This window comes from Eubacterium sp. AF22-8LB (assembly GCF_003458715.1).
GTDB lineage: Bacteria > Bacillota_I > Bacilli_A > Erysipelotrichales > Erysipelotrichaceae > Holdemanella.
In genome coordinates, this window is the sequence record NZ_QRVI01000018.1 from 1 (window position 1) to 22,125 (window position 22,125).

22 protein-coding genes are annotated in these 22,125 nt (G+C 33.4%); 16 read left to right on the plus strand and 6 right to left on the minus strand.

All coding sequences use genetic code 11. The annotated features are described in order from the left end of the window. Nucleotides 1-29: 29 nt before the first annotated feature. A complete protein-coding gene (locus DWY01_RS07735; RefSeq protein WP_199519924.1) occupies nucleotides 30-179 on the minus strand; it encodes a hypothetical protein in 150 nt (49 codons plus the stop codon). A gap of 197 nt (nucleotides 180-376) precedes the next feature. Between DWY01_RS07735 and DWY01_RS07740 the strand changes: the two genes are divergently transcribed. The 4 genes from DWY01_RS07740 (at nucleotide 377) to DWY01_RS07755 (ending at nucleotide 6,628) form a co-directional block, all read left to right on the plus strand. After that, complete coding sequence (locus DWY01_RS07740) at nucleotides 377-2,146, plus strand: diguanylate cyclase domain-containing protein (RefSeq protein WP_117995571.1); 1,770 nt, start codon at nucleotides 377-379, stop codon at nucleotides 2,144-2,146. A 558-nt stretch (nucleotides 2,147-2,704) separates the two neighbouring features. Continuing rightward, nucleotides 2,705-4,003, plus strand: a complete 1,299-nt coding sequence (gene ltrA, locus DWY01_RS07745; protein WP_117995572.1) for a group II intron reverse transcriptase/maturase — start codon at nucleotides 2,705-2,707, stop codon at nucleotides 4,001-4,003. 113 nt (nucleotides 4,004-4,116) lie between these two features. Then, nucleotides 4,117-6,270: a response regulator gene (locus DWY01_RS07750; RefSeq protein WP_147332173.1), complete on the plus strand. Its 2,154-nt coding sequence runs from the start codon at nucleotides 4,117-4,119 to the stop codon at nucleotides 6,268-6,270. Beyond that, nucleotides 6,251-6,628, plus strand: coding sequence for a hypothetical protein (locus tag DWY01_RS07755; RefSeq protein ID WP_199519925.1), 378 nt, complete (start codon nucleotides 6,251-6,253; stop codon nucleotides 6,626-6,628). Before DWY01_RS07750 ends, DWY01_RS07755 begins: the two co-directional genes overlap by 20 nt. A 52-nt stretch (nucleotides 6,629-6,680) precedes the next feature. Here DWY01_RS07755 and DWY01_RS07760 read toward each other — a convergent pair whose 3' ends face one another. Both DWY01_RS07760 and DWY01_RS07765 read right to left on the minus strand, forming a co-directional pair. Then, the gene (locus DWY01_RS07760; RefSeq protein WP_117995574.1) at nucleotides 6,681-7,220 is read right to left on the minus strand and encodes an ECF transporter S component; all 540 of its coding nucleotides are present in this window, start codon (nucleotides 7,218-7,220) and stop codon (nucleotides 6,681-6,683) included. A gap of 102 nt (nucleotides 7,221-7,322) precedes the next feature. Beyond that, on the minus strand, nucleotides 7,323-7,979 hold the full coding sequence (locus DWY01_RS07765) for a Crp/Fnr family transcriptional regulator (RefSeq protein ID WP_117995575.1): 657 nt from the start codon (nucleotides 7,977-7,979) through the stop codon (nucleotides 7,323-7,325). Between the two features lie 136 nt (nucleotides 7,980-8,115). On the opposite strand from DWY01_RS07765, the gene larA reads away from it, so the two are divergent. Both larA and larD read left to right on the plus strand, forming a co-directional pair. Then, the gene (gene larA, locus DWY01_RS07770; protein ID WP_117995576.1) at nucleotides 8,116-9,393 is read left to right on the plus strand and encodes a nickel-dependent lactate racemase; all 1,278 of its coding nucleotides are present in this window, start codon (nucleotides 8,116-8,118) and stop codon (nucleotides 9,391-9,393) included. Between the two features lie 18 nt (nucleotides 9,394-9,411). Then, nucleotides 9,412-10,122, plus strand: a complete 711-nt coding sequence (larD, locus tag DWY01_RS07775) for a D/L-lactic acid transporter LarD (RefSeq protein ID WP_117995577.1) — start codon at nucleotides 9,412-9,414, stop codon at nucleotides 10,120-10,122. 43 nt (nucleotides 10,123-10,165) lie between these two features. Here the strand turns inward: larD and DWY01_RS07780 are convergent, their stop codons facing one another. After that, nucleotides 10,166-11,458 carry an MATE family efflux transporter gene (locus DWY01_RS07780; protein WP_117995578.1) on the minus strand — a complete coding sequence of 431 codons (1,293 nt, stop codon included), beginning with the start codon at nucleotides 11,456-11,458 and terminating at the stop codon, nucleotides 10,166-10,168. A 58-nt stretch (nucleotides 11,459-11,516) separates the two neighbouring features. Between DWY01_RS07780 and DWY01_RS07785 the strand changes: the two genes are divergently transcribed. Beyond that, the gene (locus tag DWY01_RS07785) at nucleotides 11,517-12,308 is read left to right on the plus strand and encodes a MerR family transcriptional regulator (protein WP_158553679.1); all 792 of its coding nucleotides are present in this window, start codon (nucleotides 11,517-11,519) and stop codon (nucleotides 12,306-12,308) included. Here DWY01_RS07785 and DWY01_RS07790 read toward each other — a convergent pair. Then, a complete protein-coding gene (locus tag DWY01_RS07790; protein WP_117995580.1) occupies nucleotides 12,295-14,058 on the minus strand; it encodes a serine hydrolase in 1,764 nt (587 codons plus the stop codon). The two genes, DWY01_RS07785 and DWY01_RS07790, sit on opposite strands and share 14 nt — an antisense overlap. 48 nt (nucleotides 14,059-14,106) lie before the next feature. Continuing rightward, entirely contained in the window at nucleotides 14,107-15,390 is a 1,284-nt protein-coding gene (locus DWY01_RS07795) for a shikimate kinase (RefSeq protein WP_117995581.1), read from the minus strand. A gap of 269 nt (nucleotides 15,391-15,659) precedes the next feature. Between DWY01_RS07795 and DWY01_RS07800 the strand changes: the two genes are divergently transcribed. The 9 genes from DWY01_RS07800 (at nucleotide 15,660) to DWY01_RS07835 (ending at nucleotide 22,068) form a co-directional block, all read left to right on the plus strand. Further along, a complete protein-coding gene (locus DWY01_RS07800) occupies nucleotides 15,660-15,998 on the plus strand; it encodes a DUF3784 domain-containing protein (RefSeq protein WP_117995582.1) in 339 nt (112 codons plus the stop codon). A 55-nt stretch (nucleotides 15,999-16,053) separates the two neighbouring features. Further along, nucleotides 16,054-16,254, plus strand: a complete 201-nt coding sequence (locus DWY01_RS11445) for a hypothetical protein (RefSeq protein WP_147332174.1) — start codon at nucleotides 16,054-16,056, stop codon at nucleotides 16,252-16,254. A gap of 118 nt (nucleotides 16,255-16,372) precedes the next feature. After that, nucleotides 16,373-17,134, plus strand: coding sequence for a type I 3-dehydroquinate dehydratase (gene aroD, locus DWY01_RS07805; RefSeq protein ID WP_117995583.1), 762 nt, complete (start codon nucleotides 16,373-16,375; stop codon nucleotides 17,132-17,134). 81 nt (nucleotides 17,135-17,215) lie between these two features. Then, complete coding sequence (locus tag DWY01_RS07810; protein WP_117995584.1) at nucleotides 17,216-18,214, plus strand: SPFH domain-containing protein; 999 nt, start codon at nucleotides 17,216-17,218, stop codon at nucleotides 18,212-18,214. After that, complete coding sequence (locus DWY01_RS07815) at nucleotides 18,214-18,408, plus strand: PTS ascorbate transporter subunit IIC (protein WP_117573687.1); 195 nt, start codon at nucleotides 18,214-18,216, stop codon at nucleotides 18,406-18,408. The genes DWY01_RS07810 and DWY01_RS07815 overlap by 1 nt, the downstream gene beginning before the upstream one ends. A 133-nt stretch (nucleotides 18,409-18,541) precedes the next feature. Continuing rightward, complete coding sequence (locus DWY01_RS07820) at nucleotides 18,542-19,747, plus strand: ATP-binding protein (RefSeq protein ID WP_117995585.1); 1,206 nt, start codon at nucleotides 18,542-18,544, stop codon at nucleotides 19,745-19,747. A gap of 77 nt (nucleotides 19,748-19,824) precedes the next feature. After that, nucleotides 19,825-20,496 (plus strand): Bax inhibitor-1/YccA family protein, encoded by a 672-nt coding sequence (locus DWY01_RS07825; RefSeq protein ID WP_117995586.1) that lies wholly within the window; start codon nucleotides 19,825-19,827, stop codon nucleotides 20,494-20,496. An 83-nt stretch (nucleotides 20,497-20,579) separates the two neighbouring features. After that, the gene (locus tag DWY01_RS07830) at nucleotides 20,580-21,641 is read left to right on the plus strand and encodes a C45 family peptidase (protein ID WP_117995587.1); all 1,062 of its coding nucleotides are present in this window, start codon (nucleotides 20,580-20,582) and stop codon (nucleotides 21,639-21,641) included. A gap of 4 nt (nucleotides 21,642-21,645) precedes the next feature. Then, nucleotides 21,646-22,068 carry a MarR family winged helix-turn-helix transcriptional regulator gene (locus DWY01_RS07835; protein WP_117995588.1) on the plus strand — a complete coding sequence of 141 codons (423 nt, stop codon included), beginning with the start codon at nucleotides 21,646-21,648 and terminating at the stop codon, nucleotides 22,066-22,068. Nucleotides 22,069-22,125 lie beyond the last annotated feature (57 nt).

The window sequence follows — 22,125 nt, forward strand, 5'->3', positions numbered from 1 at the left end:
AAAGCATTAAAATTTAAAATTTATCTATTTTATGAGTCCTTTTTCTTGACATAGTACCACTGCCCTCCAGAAAGCTTTAAAATTCGACGATGAATCTGTTCTTGATCTAAACCTACTTTTTCCAATAATTCAATAGCTCTTACTTCTTTATCATTTTGATGCACATTCGCAATATCCATAGATAGAGTAACATTTTCAAGTGCCGTTAACTTATTTAATAAGTACTGACTACTCCTCACCGCAAGCAGTGAGGGTTCTTAACTGACAACATTATGCAGCAATCGTACATTAAGTATTATACAAAAAATTTTTACAGTTCTTAATAAGGATTTGTGCTATAATCTACAATTGAAAATATAACTAGAGGTATAAGAAAGTGAAGAAAAAGACAATAGTTCCGTTGATTGTATTTCTTGTAGGAATATGTCTATTGAGTGTATTTACATATAATTCGAATGTTCAAATTCAAAAAGATAGGCGCACGATCGCAAAATTAAATGCAGTGACATATGGTCAGCGTATAGAAAATGATATTGAAAATGGAATTGAAATAACAGATACATTAAAACAGGTATTAATAAATGGAAATGGCCAAATCATAAATTTTTCCAAAATAGCCGAAAATCTAATGTCTTATTCTATACAAAGTGTGCAATTAGCACCGAATGGAGTGGTAACGAAAATTTATCCTGAAGAAGGAAATGAAGAAGGTAAAATTGATTTATTAAATGATTCAAAGCGAGGTGAAATTTCAAATTACGCAAAAAATCATAATATAACCATTATCCAAGGTCCTATTAAATTGAAACAAGGAGGTTCTGGGCTTGTTGTTCGCAATCCCATTTATCTAGAAGATGAAAATGGACAAGAATATTTTTGGGGATTTACAATTGTGATTTTACGCGTTCCTGAAATTTTTGAGGATTCGACAAACGCTTTATCTAAATTTAAATATAATTATCGACTTTCAAGAGAAGCGTCTGTTTTAGATAAGAAATATGTAGAGGTTGATGCGAATTGTGATAAAATGATTTGCCCAGCCACTTATAATTTGACTGTTGGAAAAGAAAAATGGAAATTGGAAATCATGCCTAGAGCAGGTTGGAGCAATTCTAAAACATTATATTTAATTTTCTTTGGAGGACTATCCTTAGTTCTTCTACTAACTGAAATTATAAGAGTCTTATTCCTATTGGATGAAAGAAGAGTTGAATTAAAAGAACTGGCCCATAAAGATGGACTGACTAAGCTTTATAATCGTTATGGATTTGATGAAATAGCAGAAAAGAGGATTTCAAAGAATCCCAAAGAGCCTTGTGTAGCTGTATTGTTAGATGTAGATGATTTCAAACTTGTGAATGATATGTATGGACATGCCTACGGAGATAAAGCTTTAATTAGTTTAGCTGAAAATATGCGAGAATTCTTTCCATCTTCGGCATTGCTTGGAAGAAATGGTGGAGATGAATTCTGTATTCTTTTGTCAAATTGTACGGTTGAAGAAGCGAAGGAGGCTTTGATTCAATTCACAAAAACTCCAAAAACATTTTCGTATAAAGGGCAAACATATTCTTTTTGTATCTCACTTGGTTATGCTGAATATCCAAATAATGCGATTGAAAGGTCTCAACTCATGCGTTGTGCCGATGCTGCACTTTATGAAGTGAAGCTTCATGGTAAAAATGGGTGTATGGCATATAGTGAAGAATTTCAATCGAAAGTTCGCAAACAACTAGGATTTGTGTTAAATGATATTTCTGAAAATTTACCTGGTGCTTTTATTATTTATCGAGCGGATAAAGAGAATGATGAAATTTTTTACGCAAATAAAGAATTTTTAGATATGGCTGGATATGAAAATCTAGATGCATTCTTTAATGGCACAAAGAAAAGTTTCCGAAACTTAATTCGTGAAGACCAACAAAAAGCGGTAGAAGCAAGTATTTGGAATCAAATTGAAAGTGGAAGTAAGAATGACTATATTCATTATCAATTAAGAAGACAAGATGGAACCTATATTCCTGTACTTGATCAAGGAAGAATTGTGGAAAGCGAACGTTTTGGTCGAGTTTTCTATGTTTTATTTATGGATTGGCAAGCTATGCAGTCGCATTATAGTGAAAAGTTTAACGCAAAAGATGTGTGATAATTTTTGTCACACACCTTTTTTCGTGTGTGCCGGGCATGGCATGAGTTCAGTTGGAGTTAAACCAACCACAGGTAGTTACCGCCAAGTGTAGTGAACCACAAGCCGTTGACAGTGATGTCATGGGTGAAGGAAGTGGTGTAGCAATTCTTTTGAGCGTACGCACAGAAACTTGATGAGGCTAAATGGTGGATGAGAGTGCACGACAAATCAAAGTCCAAAAGGTAAACGTAAAACCAAGACAGTAAATCAAGACGTTGTGAAAGAAATAGGACCCATGTCTTACCCCGGGAGGTCTCATGGACAAGGAATTCTAGTAAACTTTAAAATCAGTGATAGTACCCTTGTAGCGAAAAAGGTTAACCATGAGAATTCAGATGAAGTCATAGTAGGTAGCAATACTGAAGGACTGAAACGTTTATAGAGTGCGAATCTCTATTAGCAATGTTTGGATAGTCCGAATATGAGAATAGCCTAGAACTATGGAGCGTAACCATAGATGGTAAAGGTAATTGGGATGTTTCCAGATAAATTTACAAATAGAAGGAGGAGCAGCAAATGGAATTGATTGAAAAGATTTTATGTGAAGAGAATCTACAGAAAGCAATTCGAAAGGTCAAGAAGAACAAAGGTGCACCAGGTGTGGATAAAATGACTGTGCAAGAGATTGAGGAATGGTTTAATCAATATAAGGAAGACCTAATTTCCAAAATTTTGAATAAACAATACAAGCCCATGCCTGTCAAAAGTGTCTATATTCCTAAACCTAATGGTAAACAAAGACCATTAGGAATACCAACTGTTGTAGACCGAGTAATCCAACAAGCTATGTTACAGGTACTAAGTGAAATCTATGAACCAGTATTTAGTGAACACAGTTATGGCTTTAGACCAAATCGTAGTGCACACATGGCGATGGAAGAAGTGCTTAGCTATCTAAATGAAGGCTATGAATGGATTGTTGACCTGGATATTGAGAAATTCTTCGACACAGTAAATCATGATAAATTAATTTCAATCTTAAGAGAGCGTGTCAATGATAGTAAAACATTACATTTGATACGAGCATATCTTCAGGCAGGAATTTTGGATAAAGGACTAGTAAGTAGTTCTGCTATTGGAACACCACAAGGTGGTCCAATTAGTGTAATTCTTTCAAACATCTATTTAGACAAGTTTGATAAGGAGCTAGAATCTAGAAATCTTCGCTTCGCTAGGTATGCCGATGACTGTATCATTTTCGTTAAAAGCGAAATGAGTGCAAATCGTGTAATGAAATCAGTGACATCGTGGCTAGAAAGGAAACTATTCTTGAAGGTTAGTGCAACAAAGACTAAAGTAGTTAGACCAACTAAAGGTCAATTTCTTGGTTTTACATTTTATAAGAATAGTGGCGAGTGGAAATGTTGTCCTACTAAAGATAGGAAGAAACGTCTATACACAAATATTCAAAAATGGATGGAAAGAAAACATGCAGTTTCAAGACCTCTATCAGTTACATTTGAAAAATTGAATCCAATGGTCAGAGGTTGGATACAATACTTTAAAATCTCGAGTATCAAAGGATTCTTGGATAAATTTGGCCAGTGGTTACGTCATAAAGTTAGATGTATCATCATTAAACAATGGAAAAGACCGTTGCGCATATACAAGAATCTTATGAAACTAAATAAAGCATGCAGAAGTAATCTCACCCACGAAGATATATTTAAATGCGCTAACTCCAGACTAGGATGGTACAGGAGAAGTACTGGGAATATTGTAAATTTTCTTCTTTCTCCTACTGTTCTAGGCATAAAGAAAGGAGATAGACCAGGTTTGGTCAATCCCCTTATTTACTATCTTGAGATTTTGTGATTCGTTTTAGATTCGATATAAATGTAGAGCCGTATACGAGACCCGTACGTACGGTTCAATGGGAGGGGCAATAATCCTTGTGTTATTCCTCTACCCTATTTTATAATGAAACCATGGAAAATAAAAATTTAATTTATCAAATACTAATTAGTTTTGTGTTGGTTTCTGTTTTAACGAATATGGCATGTTTGTTTATTCGTAACAGCGTAATTCAACAAGAAAAATTAAAGGCAGAATATACAGTAAATTCAACAATTAATCGTGTTGAAATAAAGCTTGAGTCGTATATTGAAAAAGTAGGCTTTTTAAAGAAGACCGTTGAGGCTGGAATTGATTTAGACGATGCTTATTTTGAATCTGTGGCATCTAGACTATATGGAGATGATCCGGCTGTTAAGACAATTGAACTTGCGCCAAATGGAATTATTCAAAATGTATATCCATTTAAAGAAAATCAAAAAGCTATTGGCATGGATATGTTGGCAGAACATGAACGTAAAGAGGCTGCTACTTTGGCAAAAGATACAAGGAAATATACATTAGAAGGTCCTTATGATTTAAAACAAGGTGGAAAAGGAGCATTATTATACGATCCCATCTATGTGAATGAAGAGTTCTGGGGATTTTCCATTTTAGTCATTGATTGGGATGCATTTTTAGATGAAGTTCACTTAAGTGATTTGAAAAAAGCATCTTATAATTTTGTCATTTGGAAAACGGATCGTGTCACAAAGAAAAAGATTATTATTTCTCAAAGCTCAAAAAATATAGATTCAAATACATTGTTGGTCAAGTGTAAGCTTCCCAACAATAAATGGAATTTTGAAATTGTGCCAAAACAAGGTTGGATCAATACATATGTAATGATAAGTTTAGCTGTCGCTAGTATTTTGATCGATTTTCTAGTAACGGCAGCCATTGCCCAATTTGAAATTCGCCATCGAAAAGATTTAGAGTATGCGACTCAAATTGAGATGGAGGCCAAAAAAGCACAAGAGGCAAGTGCGGCAAAATCACGTTTTCTATTCAGTATGTCACACGATATTCGTACGCCAATGAACGCAATTATGGGATATACGGAATTAATGGAAAAGAATGTTGGAAATATTGAAAAAGAAAAAGATTATTTATTAAAGATTCGAAATTCGAGTACATTTCTTTTAGATTTGATTAATTCCATATTAGAAATGGCACGCATTGAGAGCGGAAAAGAAACATTAAATATAAAGGCATGTAATATATATGATATTATTGAGTCTTTGAATTCAGTCTTTGAAAAACAAGCCGAACAAAAAGGCTTGAAATATCAATGTACCACAAAGATTCAACATCCATATGTATATTGTGATCGAATTAAGTTTGAAGAAATATTGTTGAACATTGTAGGTAACTCTATTAAATATACAAATGAAGGTATGGTTTTAATTCAAATTGAAGAAGGAGAGCCCGGCCATTTTCAATGCATGATTCAAGATACAGGTATTGGAATGAGTGAAAAGTATCTTCCACATGCCTTTGAAGATTTTACTAGAGAAAAATCGGGTGCACAAACTACTGTAAAAGGAACCGGTTTAGGCCTATCTATTGTAAAATCTTTGGTTGATTTGATGAATGGTACGATTGAAATATCAAGTAAAGTGAATTGTGGAACAATCACGCAAATGGAATTTCATTTTGAAATAGCTGGTGAAAATGAGTTAGAGAATAAACAAGAAACGAATATTATAGATCTTAAAGGAAAACACATCTTACTTGCCGAAGACAATGATTTAAATGCTGAAATTGCGGTAACGCTATTATCGGATTGTGACTTGATTGTAGATCGAGTAGATGATGGTATTTCTTGTGTTCAAAAAGTCAAAGAAAATAAGTATGATCTTATTTTGATGGATATTCAAATGCCAAATATGGATGGATATCAGGCTACGCAAAAGATACGTGAATTCAGTGATATTCCAATTGTTGCGATGACTGCCAATGCCTTTGAGGAAGACAAACAAAAGGCTTTATCCGTTGGTATGAATGACTATATCGCAAAACCAATGGATATGGATACAGTCATGTTAACTATATCAAAAGTATTAGGATTTAAGTGTCCTGTTTGTGGACAGTACGTGTTTAAATCTGGACCCGGAAGCTATGAAATATGTCCAATATGTGGATGGGAAGATGATAAGGCACAATATGAAGATCCCACTTTAGCTGGTGGAGCGAACCACTTAAGTTTGAAGGAGTATAAGAAACAATATGAAAAGAATCATCAATAAGTATTTACTGTTATTCTTCTGTATATTCTCTTTGGTTCTTCCAACGGGATGTGAGGTTAAGGAACAAAAACAAGTTGTCGTTGATTATCAAGAATATCATTTTCGTAATGAAAGCCTATTAGAATCACACTATGAAAAACATGGTAAAGAAATGGGTTTTGCATCCAGTGAAGAATATGAAATGGCTGCAAGTGATGTTATCAATGATCCAAAATCCTTACACAAAACGGAAAAGGAAGATGGAGATGACATATATTATAAAGAGGATACGAATGAATTTGTAGTTGTATCAACAGATGGGTATGTCCGAACGTATTTCAATCCAGATGCGGGTAAGAAGTATTTTGACCGACAATAAAAAAAGACCGAATATCAGATGTAAAATCTGAATATTCGGTCCTTTTAGTTTATTAGGCAAAAACCTTTTCTGTTTGTTTGTAAATACTCTTGTTTAGAATACGAACTAAAACTGGGATGACAATCAATTGAATAATGATACCTGGAAGACAAGTAATAAAGCTAGCTGTCATAAATACAGATAGTGTGTAGCCTTGTGTACTTAGGATAAATGTGCTGACGAATCCATTCACAATTCTTCCTGCAAGCATCGCAATAATCAAACTCATATATAATTTTGTCATTTCATTTTTTTGTGGAATATATTGTGTACATAGACCAGCCACAAGACCATAAACACCAAGTTCAATGATCATTTTAGGTAACATCATTGCAGGAGGCATACCTGTCATTACACTTGAGATAAATGGCGTGATGATTCCGCATGCCAAACCATATGGTGCTCCGCAAAATAATCCACAAATCAATACGGGAATGTGCATTGGTAAGAACACACTTCCGGCATTTGGGATAACATGAAATGCGATAGGAAGTAAGACTCCTAGGGCAATGCATAAGGCGCAAGATACTAATTTTTTTGTGATACTATTCATTGTAAAACTCCTTTTTTCGAAAATATAAATTGTTTTAGCTAGAAAACAAAGGTTTACTAAGCCTTTTGGCAAGTCTGATTGTTATGCAGAGTGAAATACTTTTTAAGCTTGTACATATTGCTCTATGTAATCTATATCTAAAATATATATTTTTTTGTTGACGATTGTGATTACGCCTTCGTCTTTTAGTTTACTTAAAATACGATTTACACTGTTACGAGTGGATATTCCACAAAAACCTGCTATATCATCGTTTGTAACTTGAAAATCAATGAGTGTGCCATTTTGTGTTTTACGACCAAACAAATGAATTAACTGATATAAAAATGCACAAACAGCTCCATTTTTCCCATTCATTGTCATGACTTGTTGGCGGAAAATAGCTTCAGATAATTTGTCTCTATAATATGAATTGACATAGTCCTGTAGCTTTTTATCTTGGTTTACATAGTCCCAAAATAATACTCTTGGTATTCTATAAAAGGTTGCCACATCACTTTCAATACGAACATTAAATGGGGCTGATGTATATTGACTGACTTGATCTCTTAATAAAGAAATAATATCGGGGGCCTTTATATAAGAAATAATAAATTCACGTCCATCCCGTAAAATAATACTTGTCTTAATGACACCTTCCTTTAATACATATGTGTCTTGTTGTTCAAGTCCATAATAAGTTAAATAGGTGTGCCTTTTCTTTTCAATTACAGGCATATTTTTTTCTTTTAAAAACTGCAAAAAGTACTCACTATTCATAACAGATTCTCCTTTACCAATTCCGTAGTATAACATAAAACATATTTTCTGATACACCAAATGTTAACAACAAAAGTAGTTTCAAAAAATATCATTTTGGCTTATATTAATGCCTGAAAAAAAAGGAGAGATAAAGATGTTTGAAATGAATGTACCTTATGATAAAGGTCAAATGAAAATCAAATTAGAAGATAAAAATCTAGCTGGAGTGCTAGAGGGAAGACAAAGTGATTATCAAACTTCACTTTCAGAAAATGAAATTGTAGAACAGTCACTTGACAATCCTATTGGTTCAAAAAGTTTAGAAGAATTAGCTAAGGGAAAGAAAAATGTGGTCATTATTAGTTCAGATCATACGCGTCCTGTACCTTCAAAAATTATTACACCCATTCTTTTAAGAAGAATTCGTAGTGTATCACCTGATGCACGTATTCGTATTTTAGTTGCGACAGGTTTTCACAGACCAAGTACGCATGAAGAGCTTGTAGCTAAATATGGAGAAGAAATTGTTAAAAATGAAGAAATTGTAATGCACGTATCTACAGATGATTCTGCCATGGTCAAAATTGGACAATTACCAAGTGGAGGAGACTGCATTATTAATAAAGTGGCAGCTGAAGCCGACTTATTAATTTCAGAAGGATTTATTGAAGCCCACTTCTTTGCAGGATTCTCTGGAGGAAGAAAATCAGTATTACCAGGCATTGCTTCTTATAAAACAATCATGGCAAATCATAGTGGAGAATTTATCAATGATAAAATGTCACGTCCAGGAAATTTACAACACAATTTGATTCATGAAGATATGGTATATGCGGCAAGAACAGCCAAGCTCGCATTTATTGTCAATGTTGTTTTAAATGGAAATCATGAAATCATTGGTTCTTTTGCCGGAGATATGGAAAAAGCGCATGAAAAAGGCTGCGATTTTGTTCGCTCTTTGGCAAGTGTAAATAAAGTAGATTGTGATATCGCAATCAGTACGAATGGTGGATATCCTTTGGATCAAAATATTTATCAGGCAATCAAAGGAATGACAGCTGCTGAAGCTACATTAAATCCAGATGGCATTATCATCATGATTGCAGGATGTCGTGATGGACATGGAGGGGTAGGCTTCTACCATAACATTGCTGATGTTAAAGATCCAGAGGAGTTTGAACAAAAAGCTATCCATACACCTCGTTTAGAAACCATTCCAGATCAATGGACATCACAGATCTGTGCACGTATTTTAGCACATCACAAAGTAATCATGGTTTCCGATTTAGTAGACCCACAACTTGTAAAAGATATGCACATGGATTTAGCGGCTACAGTCGACGAAGCTTTACAAAAAGCGTTTGAAATTAAAGGAAAAGATGCCAAGGTTGCCGTCATTCCTGATGGTTTGGGTGTCGTTGTAAATATTTAAGGAAGGAAATTTGAATTTATGTTACACAATTTAATTGCGGAATTTTTATCAACAGGACTTATGATTTTATTTGGTGTCGGTGTACACTGCGATGAAGTTTTGACAAATACAAAATATCACGGAAGTGGACACATCTTTGCAATCACAACATGGGCTTTTGGTATCAGTGTTTGTCTATATATTTTTGGCGGAGTTTGTATGAATCCTGCCATGGTACTTGCACAATGTATTTTAGGTATGCTTCCATGGACAAGCTTTATTCCATACGTTATTGCCGAATTTTTAGGTGCACTTGTAGGAGCTTTGATTTGTTACGTGATGTATAAGGATCATTTTACAGAAAGTGAAGGAAATGTGAATCCAATCGCCATTCGTAATATTTTCTCTACCAATCCAAACTGCAGAAATTTGCCAAGAAACTTCTTTGTCGAAACACTCGCAACAACTGTTTTCTTAAGTGCTATTTTAGCGGTTGCCACAAAATATGAAACTCAATTACCAATTGGCGTTGGACTTATTGTATGGGCTGTTGGTATGGGTCTTGGAGGAACAACTGGATTTGCGATGAATCAAGCTCGTGATTTAGGACCTCGTTTGGCATTCCAATTATTACCAATTAAAAATAAAGCCAATAATGATTGGCAATATGGACTATTAGTTCCAGGAATTGCACCTTTTGTAGGAGCTGCAATTGCTGCTTTATTCTGTCATTTATTTTTAGGTATTTAATAAAAGAGTGAATATTCAAAACAAAATTGAATATTCACTCTTTTTATATTTTCTTTTGTGTTTTTAAATCATACAGGGCAATAACTAAACAGAAGATTTCAGAAATTGTACAACTGATCCAGATTCCATTTTCTTTGAATAGTGTTGTACATACAAACAAAGAAAATAAGACAAAGATGATTCCTCGAGAAATGGATAGTACGAAAGCTTTTCTAGGTTCTTCTAAAGCAACCATGTAGCCGCTTGTGATTACGACATGTCCCATAATCAAGAAGACAAAGCTAAATTGACGAAGGGCTGTAATCGTATTGAAATAACTTGTAGTATCTTTAGGAATAAAGGCAGCTGTAATATTTGGTGCAAACACTTCTACAATTAAGAATAATAAAACTCCAGCACAAGAGACTAAAACACGTGCATATTTATGGAAAGTTGAAACGGCTTTTTTATCGTCTCGACCATAGTAATAGCTAACTAAAGGCTGTGTTCCTTGACTGGTTCCAACCATTACCATCAATACAAGATTATAAATATACATCAAGACTGTAAAAGTAACTAATCCATCCGTACCAAGGAGTTGATTGATACGATAATTAAATACTGTAATCATAATGCCTGGAGAGATTTCGGAAATACAATCGGGAAGTCCTAAAGGTAGAATTCTAGAATATTCATGCCATGGATAGCTTGCCTTCACAAAATGGAAGTGTGATTTATGGCTAAACGCAAAATGATAAAAGAAGAAACAGAATGTCACAAGCTGAGATAAACCTGTAGCTAATGCAGCTCCATCAATACCCATGCCAAATAACCCCATAAATAATGGGTCTAGAATTAAGTTAGTTCCAGCACCTAGACAAATACCCATAATAGATTTTTGTGGAAAGCCATCAGCTTTTAAAAGTACTTCAAAACAATAGGAAACAATATAAAAGAAAGAGAAGCAGGATAATACCTTTATATAAGTGTCTGTATAGTTAAAGACATCTGCGTTGGCGCCTAAAAATTCAGTTATATGATGGGAATTTAAGAAGGATAAAATCGCAATACAGAATGCTACACAAGAAATCGTAATTGTGTTCATTGTGAATACTTCATGCATTTTTCTTTCTTCATTCGCACCTCGATAGATGGACATAACAGTACTTGAACCAATCGCAAATAATACACCTATTGAGAAAATGGTTGTGACATATGGACTTGCCACATTTATGGAAGCTAATGCCGTATCACCTTCATAATGGGCAACGAATATACCATCGACTAATGTATATAAATTAAAGATTACCATTGAGCATATGGATGGTATGACAAATTTAAGATATTGTTTTAACATAAAAAACCTCCATCTAAACTGTAAACCTTGGTATAATACTAAGGTCAAGGATGGTTATATGAAAAAATATTATAAAATTAATGAAATCGCAAAATTATACAATATTAAAACAGATTCTCTTCGATATTACGAAGAAGTAGGATTGATCAGTCCTATGCGATCCCAATCCAATTATCGTTTGTATACACTGAAGGATATTTATATTTTAAATATTATTCGTGACTGCTTAAAATTGGGTTATGATACGCATCAAATTAAAGATTATTTAGATAATCGAAGTGTGAATAATACAATTGTGTTTTTAAAGGAAGAAGAGAAATTGATTCAAAAACAGATTCGAGAATTGAATGTGACATTGAATTCCATTCAAACTCGAATTGCATCTTTAGATTATACGAAGCATATTCAATTCAATACTTTTCAGGTGGAATCTTTTCCCAAAAGATATTGTCGGTATCTAAAAGAAAAGATTGATCAAGATGAAAAAATTGATTTCTTATTGACTAAGCTTACGGAATCGATGGAAGAAGATATTTCTGTGTTAGGAAACATGGATTCCGGAAGTATTGTAGAATATAAAAATGATGAATATGTCTATACAAGTGTGTTTGTCTTAACTCAAGAAGAAAAGTATGACTTCATTCTAGAGGAAGGCCTATATTGTACGTATACATACACAGGGGAATATGATCGTACAAATCAAATATTTTATAAAATGAAAGATTGGATCACAGATCACAACTACACAATTGAAGGTCCATTTTTAGAATTTTTATTAATTGATATACATGAAACAAAAAAAGTGGAGGAGTATATTACTTCCATCCACGTTAAGGTTAAACCAAGATGATAAATCCAGATTCAATAGGTTTATATTCTTCTACATCCATAGAATCATAATAAAGATCTCCATTTGAGTCTAATACTAGAATTCGATGATCGTCACAAAGAGTTGGTAAAGTTTCTAATGTGTTGTTGATTTTATAAACCTTATTTTCGTTTTCAAATAATTGAGAATTATATGGTTCTATATTATCTTCACAAATATAGGTATAGCTTGCACAATATAGCTTACCATTTTCAAAATAAGGCTCAATACGATCTCTAGAACCATTACAAGGTGTGTTTAGATAGCTTTGTGCATGCGCATCATCTATAACTTCAATTGGAAATTCAGATAATACAGGCTCAGATTTATTGCCATGAACAATTAATGACATTGTATCTTCAGTCCTGTTAAATTCCACACTACATAACATTTGATTAGTGACAATATCATAATAGGTTGTATCACACACGATATATTTCTTATTTAATCTTGCTTTCCAAACGGAGTTTAGTTCTTGTTTCTTAGCTTTTTGTGCAAACGCAACCGTACGATTTCGTGTTGTCTTTAAAAGATAATTTCCTTCAAAGAAGATTTGATTTCCTTTTTCATTGGTCCATTTACCATCTGCATAATCCAACAAATCACTCATGACCCAGCCTTTTTCCGTTTTATCTTGCACAACCATACTTGATTTGATGGTTGTGATTTTTTGTAAACCAAAGGCATGGGCATAAATTCCTGAATAATCTGGATATGTATTTGGTTCTAAATAGGTATTGAATAGGCGCATTAAAGTTGTAGGAACATCGAGTCCACAATCATGTGTTTCACTTAATGCTAGTACGGCATTGTATTTTGGAACAATGATCAGTCTTGAACTAAAGAACATACTGTTTCCACCTTTAGCTAAAACGCCATCACCAAAATCATAATCTGGATCATGGTGTTTGACTAGATCCCAGCCTAAGCCAAAATCAATGGCTCCTAGATCCGATTCTAGAAAAGTAGCTCCCCAGGATTTCGCCATTAAAGCTTTGGATTCTTCACTAATAATGGAATTGGGTTCAAGAAATAATTGTCCAAACTTACATAGATCAATCATGGAAGTCGTAATGCCTCCAGCTCCTTGAATAGGAAAGTATTCTTTTGGTTTCTTTCCTTCAGAAACTAAAGGATAATTTGAATCAATTGTATATGTTGTATTTGTGCTTTTTGCGCCAATCTTTTCTGTAATATATTTCTTTAAGACCTTTTCATAAGGCATGTTACGCACTTTTGAAACGACCATTTCAGCTAATGTAAATCCATCATTACAATATGTACTATACATTCCTGGATCTGCCTTTAGAGTGCTTTTTGATAAATAGTTTAATACTTCACTATAGTAGTCAAACTTAGAAGTCGTATTCACACTAAAATGTTTCCATTGTGTTCCTGGAAGTCCACTTGAATGATCTAAGCACATGCGTACTGTGATATCTTTATATCTTTCATCTTTCATTTTAAATTCAGGAAGAATATTTGCAACTTTATCTTCTAATTGAATTAATCCTTCATCTACTAGCTGCATGATGCATACAGTACAATAAATTTTTGAGATGGAACAAACATTAAATGTGCAATCCGTCGTAATCGGTTGATTATTGATTTTGTCAATGACACCAATCGCATCGGCACATACAATTTTTCCATTCTGCATGAATGCATAGCTGCAAGCTGTATAGTCTGGTTTTACCATAGCTTTTAATAATTGTGTAACTTGATTTTCCATATGATTTCTCCTTTTTAAAATAAAACGAGAAGATAATAAACCTTCTCGCTAGTCTGCAACGGCATCAATTAAAATGCTGTGATAGGCATTCACAATATCGTCTACTGTTTCTTCAATATTCGCATTGTTGGCAGCTACATAAGCAGCGTATTTTTGGTACAATGGGTATCTTTCTTTATGCATTTGTTGAAGGGCTTGTTTAGAACTTGATAGAGGTCTATTTGGATCAGAACTGATTAATTTATCGATATCGCGATCAATGAAAATCGTGATTCCATTTAAACGCAAGAAGTCCATATTGACTTTATGCTTAACGACACCACCACCTGTCGCAATAATTTTATTGTTCATTTTACTAGCTTCAATTGCTACTTCAGTTTCAATCGCTCTAAATCCAGCTTCTCCAGATTCCTGGAAGATTTCTGGTATGCTTTTTCCAGCCTTGGCAATAATCATATCGTCTAAGTCAAAAAATTCTTTTCCAAGCTTTTCTTCAAGCATTTTACCAATTGTTGTTTTACCAGCACTTGGCATACCAATCAATACAATGTTACAACGATCTTTCAACATTTCTTTTTTGATTTCATCAATGATGGAATCATCAAAAGACATGTTTTCAAAAATTTCAAATGTATATTTTGCCTGCGCAATCAACATCTCCAAACCAATCACACGCTTGATGTCTGCTTCTTGAGCTTCAAAACATAAACGAGTAAGAATTGGGTTGTATACAACATCCAATACACATTCTAATTTGTGGAACCAACTTACATCAATGGGTGCATTCATAATATTTGGAAACATTCCAACAGGACTTGTGTTCACTACAATGTCTGCATCTAAATGCGATGTATACATTTCATCATAGCTAATGGCACCACGATTGGCACTTCTTGAAACAATCACAATGTCTTTGGTTTTTTCATGTTCACAAACGGCTTTAACAGCCGCACAAGCACCGCCATTGCCAATGATCAAGACTTTTTTGCCTTCCATATGCACGTTGTGTGCTTTAACCATATATAAGAATCCGCCAAAGTCTGTATTGAATCCTTTTAATTTACCATCCACATTGACAATTGTGTTGACAGCACCAATGGCCTTGGCACTTTCATCCATTTCATCCAAATATGGAATGACATCTTTTTTATATGGAATAGTTACGTTGATTCCTTTGAAATCTTTCTTTTCCATAAATTCTTTGAATTCATCTTTATTTAATTCCACCAATTGGTAGTCATAATCTTTTACATTCTCAATCTCTGCAATTCTTGTCTGAATTTGTTTGGAGAAACTATGCCCTAAATGCTCACCTATCAATCCGTATTTCATATCATTTCCTCTTTTCTAGAACATCTCTTTAAATGTTAAAAAAAGCATTTCGAAGTAGAAATGCTTTTGTGTAACGCCCTGAAACTTAAAAATAACCATTGTATACATATGGCTTTGTTCAGGGCTATTTAAAGTAAAAGTAATAATGTCTTGAATTGTCCATACGCATAGAATACACCATTTCATTGAAACTGACAACCCTAAAATGAAAATGAATGTAAAAAAACAGAAAGTAGTTTCAAAAGTGTATAATAAAAGTGGTGATTATTATGAATGGCGGATTTGTGGCATGTATTATCTTGGCAGTGTTGTTTCTTGTTTTAGGAATATTGTTTGCGATACTAAAAGAAAAAGGAGCATATTTTGTTTCTGGTTTTCGTACACTAAATCATCCGGAAAAATATGATAAAGCATCTATTTCTTTGGATATGCGAAATCAATGTTTTACATATTCATTGATTCTATTCCTAGGAGCTATTCTTTCCTATTTCATATCTGCCATTATCGCTATACCAACCTATGTTATATGGGGTATTGTTTTCTTTAAGTCTGTACATTTGGATGCAGAAAAGGCATTCGAAAAGTATTTGATCCATTCGAGCATGTAAAGATCTTTGACATCTTGTATATGATTTAATATGCGTATTGACAGGTAGAATGAGAATGTTTATAATCGCTCTAAATCTAACGATTGAAGAGGAACTATTTATGTTTCATAATCGTTTGTCAGATAAGGACAAAAAGGTTGTAGATCAAGCAGCTCAAAATGCGCATGATTATTCGCGTGAACAATGTGATAAACGTGTGTCAGATCGTTTAAGTATCATTAAAGAGAGTGGTACAAAAGAAATCGATTTATCATAAGAAGTATTAAATGAAATGAGAAACCGTTCAAGTTCGGTTTATGAAGAGATCAGACAACAAGTCGGTGATGCGTTGTTTGATGCATATACAAAAAATATGAATAAAGGAGAATAAAAAAATGAATACAGTAACAATGAAAAATGTTGCATTTGGTGCAGGTGTACCAAAGATTTGTGTTCCTATTTGTGGGAAAACAAAAGAAGATGTTTTAGAACAAGCGAAAATCATTCTTGATACACCAGCTGATATTATCGAATGGCGTATGGATTGGTTTGAAGGTGTTGAAAATACTGTGACTGTAGTTGAAATGGCTAAAGAATTACGTGAAGTATTTAAAGAAACTCCAGTCTTAGCTACTTTCCGTTCTAAAAAAGAAGGTGGAGAATTAGAAGTATCTACTGAATATTATGTTGAATTAAACTGTGCCGTTGCCAAAAGTGGATATGTAGATGCAGTAGATGTTGAATTATATACAGGAGATAAAGAAGTTGAAACGATTGTAACGACAGCTCATGAAAATGGAGTAAAAGTAATCATGTCGAACCATGACTTCTTTAAAACACCATCAAAAGAAGAAATCATTTCTCGTTTGTGTGCTATGCAAGAAAAGGGTGCAGACATTCCTAAAATTGCGGTGATGCCTCAATCTAAAAAGGATGTATTGACATTATTGTCTGCTACTAATGAAATGGCTGAAGAACATGCAAATCGTCCAATTATCACAATGTCTATGGAAGCTACTGGCGTTATTTCTCGTTTAGCTGGTGAAGTATTTGGTTCTTGTTTGACTTTTGGTGCAGCTAAAAAGGCGAGTGCTCCAGGTCAAATGGGTGTGAATGATCTTAAGACAGTTCTTGAAACTTTACACAAAAGCTTATAATCAATAAGGCAGGTTAACCTGTCTTTTTTTTGTTGACATTAGATATCAAAATGATATCATTTAGATAGTGGAGGTGCTTATATGACAGAAAAAGTTTTAAGCAACAAAAAGAATGGCATGGCCATGATGATATTATGGATTGTCTTATACCTTGTAGCTTTATTGATGACAATACTTGGTGCATCATTCGTTTGGCCTTTATTTATTATTGGTGTTGTATGGCTATGCATTGGTTGGATTCCATTTCTTGGCTTAAAAGTGTTAAAGCCACAAGAAGCTTTAGTTTTAACGTTATTTGGTAAATATGTAGGTACTTTAAAGGATGCTGGATTTTATTTTGTCAATCCTTTTTGTCAGGCTGTCAATCCTGCCGCAAAGACAAAATTAAATCAGAGTGGGGATGTGGATGATGGTTCTAAGAAGAGTATTTTACAAGCACAAAATAATGGAACGGTAGAAATGACTTCTAAAAAAGTATCTTTGAAAATCATGACTTTAAACAACAATCGTCAAAAAATCAATGATTGTTTAGGAAATCCAGTTGAGATTGGAATTGCCGTAATGTGGCGTGTTACAGATACCGCAAAAGCTGTGTTTAATGTAGATAATTATAAGGAATATCTTTCTTTGCAATGTGATAGTGCATTAAGAAATATTGTTCGTATTTATCCTTATGATGTCGCTGAAAATGTAGATACAACAGGTGATGGTATTGCTGATGAGGGAAGTCTTAGAGGTTCAAGTGAAGTAGTAGCTTCTAGAATTCGTGATGAAATTCAAAGTAAAGTAAAAGATGCAGGTCTTGAAATCATTGAGGCAAGAATCACATATTTGGCATATGCACCAGAAATTGCAGCGGTAATGCTTCAAAGACAACAGGCAAGTGCGATTATTGATGCGCGTAAGATGATTGTGGATGGAGCTGTTGGTATGGTTGAAATGGCGTTGGATCGTTTAAATGAAAATGGGGTTGTAGAATTAGATGAAGAAAGGAAAGCGGCTATGGTTTCAAACTTATTAGTCGTACTTTGTGGAAACCATGATGCGCAGCCAGTCGTTAATTCTGGCAGTCTGTATTAATGGAAAAGAAACAAATTCCTTTGCGTCTTTCAAAAAAATTGTATGATCAAATCGCTTCATGGGCAGAAGATGATTTTCGCAGTGTCAACGGACAAATTGAATACTTGTTGACAGAGTGTGTAAAACAAAGAAAAAAGAATGGCAAATATGTCAGTGATACGATGGATGAGCCTATTGAATTGGACATTAAGTAAGAGAGTGTAGAAATACATTCTCTTTTTAACTTGAAAAAGTATTGATTAATTAAAAGTTTTACAGGTTTACACTGTAAAAATTGTTAAAAATATATACTTTATTTGGTATACTTAGAATAAAGAAGGTGATATTGTGATTATTAATAGACATGATTATATAGAAGCTATAACTCCATTCATTGGTCAACCATTAGTGAAAATCTTATCTGGCGTAAGGCGTTGTGGAAAATCAACTATCTTTGAGATGCTGAAAGAAAAATTGCTTGCTTCTGGAATTGAGAAAAAATGTATTATCTGTAAAAGATATACAGATATGGATATAGCGCAGAATGTTACGGCTAAACAAATGTATGATGAACTAGTTTGTGAATCAAGAGATAATGATTATTCATATTTGATTTTGGATGAGATTCAAGAAATATCGGGATGGGAAAAGGTAGTAAATTCTTTGTTGGAAAAAGGAAATTTCGATATTTACGTGACTGGATCAAATTCAAAATTAATGTCGAGTGAGATCTCAACTTATTTAACTGGAAGATATGTACAAATACCTGTATATACATTGTCATTTAGTGAGTATTTACAATTCAAATCTAAAAGTCAATTATCAAAAAGAGAGTTATTGAATGAGTATATACGTTTTGGCGGTTTTCCTATTGTCGCATTAAATGAATATGAATCAAATGCGGCATATCAAATTGTGAATGGCATATATTATACAGTTGTTTCTAGAGATATAGTAAATCGTCATCGCATTCATAAACAAGAATTGTTTGATCGTGTTGTAAAATATGTGGTTGAAAATACAGGTAAGACATTCTCGGCCAATTCAATTTCTAAATTCTTAAAGAGTGAGAATCGACAACTCTCAAATGAAAGTATATATAATTATTTAAGATGGTTAGAACAAGCCTTTATTATTTATCCATGTAGACGATATGATTTGCAGGGTAAAAATATTTTGAAAACACAAGAAAAATATTATTTGGCAGATATTTCATTGAAATATGCTTTGTTTGGATATAATCGAAATATGTTAGATGCCGTAATGGAAAATATTGTGTATTTAGAACTAAAAAGACGAGGCTATGATGTTTATGTTGGAAAGTTAGGTACAAAGGAAATCGATTTTGTCGCTATTTTAAGAGATGAAAAAATCTATGTACAAGTCTGTGTTCAATTACCCGAAAATTCAGATCGTGAAACTTCGAATTTGAAGGATATTCAAGATAATTATCCTAAGTATGTAGTAACGTTAAATGATTTAGATGTTGGAAATGATGAGGGAATCAAAATTGTGCATCTACAAGATTTTTTATTGCAAGATCGATGGATATAATAGTCATTTTGATAGAGTTGTACATTGTAATGTATATGTAAAAAACATAAAATACTCTAAAAATAGGAGGTATATTTATGTATACAAATAATTATTCAAATTCAGTAAGTACAAATTCACTATATAAAGTATACAGCTGGATGGTGGTAGGACTTGGAATTACGGCAATCACTTCTGCATTGTTGTATGCTTCAGGTATATTCATGTTCATTATTCAGATTCCAATGATTTCATTATTATTGTTGGTGGTACAAATTTCACTCACAGTCTCAATGGGACGTCAATTATCACGTAATACACCTGCTTCTACAATGAAGACAATGTTTATTATTTATTCACTGACAATGGGAATCAATATGACATCATTGGCTTATGTATATAGTGCCGGACAGATTGCTGCTGCATTTGGCATTAGTGCAATTTACTTTGCATGTTTAGCTATTATTGGAAAGACGACTAAGATGAATCTTAGTAAAGTAGGAAACATCTGTTTGATTGGATTGATTGCGATGATCTTTAGTCAATTTTTCTTTATGTTGTTTAGAGTCAGCATGGACGTACGTCTTTGGAGCGTGATTGGATTACTATTATTTACAGGACTTACAGCTTGGGATATTCAAAGAATGAATTATATGTTAAATGGCTATGAAGATGAAAAGATATCGATTTATATGGCTTTACAGTTGTATTTAGATTTCTTAAATATTTTCTTATACATTTTACAATTACTTGGACGTAGAGATGATTAATTTCATCTCTATTTTTTATGGTTGACAAAGTAAACTAATACTGTATACTTTAATAGTTCACAAAATGAACTAAAGGAGTATATATGAAATTATTAAAGAGAATAGGAATTACAATAGTATGTTTATTATTGATCTGTGGAATAGGAATTGTTTGTCTGTTTCATAATGAATATAGTTCATTAAAATCATTAAAAAAAATCGATGCATATCCAATGTATACAATGGATTATAGTGCGGATTATGGATTGGATGAGTTTTTAGAAAAAGGTGCAAGCAATGATAAAGAGCTTGTCGAATTTGTGGTGAATCACGTAATGAAGGGGTTACCATTAAGTATTAAGATTCCAGATTTAGGTTGTTCTACATTTATTGCACATAATAAAGATTCAGGATATCTGTTTGGACGCAACTTTGATATGGATTATTCGCCAAGTGTGTTAGTGAAGACAAAGCCTAAAAATGGTTATGCCTCTGTATCTATGGTGAATTTAGGTTTTGTAGGATATAATGAAAAATATTTACCAGATACATTAAAAGATTCATTGGTAACTTTGGCAGCTCCCTATGCACCACTAGATGGGATGAATGAAAAAGGATTGGCTGTTGGCGTGTTATTGATTGATACAAAACCTACAAATCAAAATACTGAAAAAGTGGATATCACAACCACAACAGCGATTCGAATGATGTTGGATAAGGCAAAGAATGTGGATGAAGCGTTAGAATTATTATCTTCTTATGATATGCATTCAAGCGCAAACAGCTGTTATCACTTCCAAATTTGTGATGCATCTGGAAAAAGTGTTGCCGTAGAATATGTAAATGATGAAATGAAGGTTGTATATCCAGATAAGAATTATCAGTGTGTTACGAATTTCTTATTGACTCAACCGGAAGCAGAATTTAATTTTGGTCAAGACCGCTACCAAATTATTGATGAAAAATTAAGTTCCACAAATGGAAAACTATCGAATCGCGAGGCGATGAAGCTATTGGCGAATTGTTCACAGGATGCACATAAGAATAAAGAAGGAAAAATCTCAAAGACACAGTGGTCTTGTGTATATGATTTAAAGAAGAAGCGTGTAACGATATGTGTGAATCAAAATTATGATACGGAATATTCTATAAATGTGGTAGAATAGAACCATGAAAAAGAATGAACAAGTATTAGAAGCATGGCTTCAAATGACGACAGTTATAAACAATGAAAGAATCACCTCTGATTTACCTTATAATGAATCGATGATCTGTCGTTATTTATATCAAAATCAAAATCAAGATGTTACCGCAACGGATTTATGTAATTATATGCGCATGCAAAAGTCACAGATGAATCGTACACTAACGAGTATGGAGAAAAAGAACTTGATCACGCGTGTTCGTAGTGAACAGGATAATCGAAAGATTTATGTGACGTTGAATGATTCAATGATTCAAATTTATAAGAAACAACATGAAAAAATTTTAAAAATTGTAGATCAGTTATTTGATAAGATTGGTTATGAAAAACAATCTGAGGTCATAGAATTGTTTGATTTGATTACGCAAACCGCAAAGGAAATGTTGTAGATGCAAGCTGGGAAATCCAGCTTTTTTCTTACGTTTAATTTAGTTCGTTTTTTTGAT

Excerpts from the sequence above, each read along its gene's own strand:
- aroD (WP_117995583.1), top strand. The coding sequence starts at position 16,373 with ATGAATACAGTAACAATGAAAAATGTTGCATTTGGTGCAGGTGTACCA.
- DWY01_RS07765 (WP_117995575.1), bottom strand. The coding sequence starts at position 7,979 with ATGAATAGTGAGTACTTTTTGCAGTTTTTAAAAGAAAAAAATATGCCT.
- DWY01_RS07785 (WP_158553679.1), top strand. The coding sequence starts at position 11,517 with ATGAAAAAATATTATAAAATTAATGAAATCGCAAAATTATACAATATT.
- DWY01_RS07815 (WP_117573687.1), top strand. The coding sequence starts at position 18,214 with ATGGAAAAGAAACAAATTCCTTTGCGTCTTTCAAAAAAATTGTATGAT.
- larA (WP_117995576.1), top strand. The coding sequence starts at position 8,116 with ATGTTTGAAATGAATGTACCTTATGATAAAGGTCAAATGAAAATCAAA.
- ltrA (WP_117995572.1), top strand. The coding sequence starts at position 2,705 with ATGGAATTGATTGAAAAGATTTTATGTGAAGAGAATCTACAGAAAGCA.
- DWY01_RS07835 (WP_117995588.1), top strand. The coding sequence starts at position 21,646 with ATGAAAAAGAATGAACAAGTATTAGAAGCATGGCTTCAAATGACGACA.
- DWY01_RS07830 (WP_117995587.1), top strand. The coding sequence starts at position 20,580 with ATGAAATTATTAAAGAGAATAGGAATTACAATAGTATGTTTATTATTG.
- DWY01_RS07755 (WP_199519925.1), top strand. The coding sequence starts at position 6,251 with ATGAAAAGAATCATCAATAAGTATTTACTGTTATTCTTCTGTATATTC.
- DWY01_RS07795 (WP_117995581.1), bottom strand. The coding sequence starts at position 15,390 with ATGAAATACGGATTGATAGGTGAGCATTTAGGGCATAGTTTCTCCAAA.
- DWY01_RS07790 (WP_117995580.1), bottom strand. The coding sequence starts at position 14,058 with ATGGAAAATCAAGTTACACAATTATTAAAAGCTATGGTAAAACCAGAC.
- DWY01_RS11445 (WP_147332174.1), top strand. The coding sequence starts at position 16,054 with ATGTTTATAATCGCTCTAAATCTAACGATTGAAGAGGAACTATTTATG.
- DWY01_RS07800 (WP_117995582.1), top strand. The coding sequence starts at position 15,660 with ATGAATGGCGGATTTGTGGCATGTATTATCTTGGCAGTGTTGTTTCTT.
- DWY01_RS07760 (WP_117995574.1), bottom strand. The coding sequence starts at position 7,220 with ATGAATAGTATCACAAAAAAATTAGTATCTTGCGCCTTATGCATTGCC.
- DWY01_RS07735 (WP_199519924.1), bottom strand. The coding sequence starts at position 179 with ATGGATATTGCGAATGTGCATCAAAATGATAAAGAAGTAAGAGCTATT.
- larD (WP_117995577.1), top strand. The coding sequence starts at position 9,412 with ATGTTACACAATTTAATTGCGGAATTTTTATCAACAGGACTTATGATT.
- DWY01_RS07810 (WP_117995584.1), top strand. The coding sequence starts at position 17,216 with ATGACAGAAAAAGTTTTAAGCAACAAAAAGAATGGCATGGCCATGATG.
- DWY01_RS07750 (WP_147332173.1), top strand. The coding sequence starts at position 4,117 with ATGGAAAATAAAAATTTAATTTATCAAATACTAATTAGTTTTGTGTTG.
- DWY01_RS07780 (WP_117995578.1), bottom strand. The coding sequence starts at position 11,458 with ATGTTAAAACAATATCTTAAATTTGTCATACCATCCATATGCTCAATG.
- DWY01_RS07825 (WP_117995586.1), top strand. The coding sequence starts at position 19,825 with ATGTATACAAATAATTATTCAAATTCAGTAAGTACAAATTCACTATAT.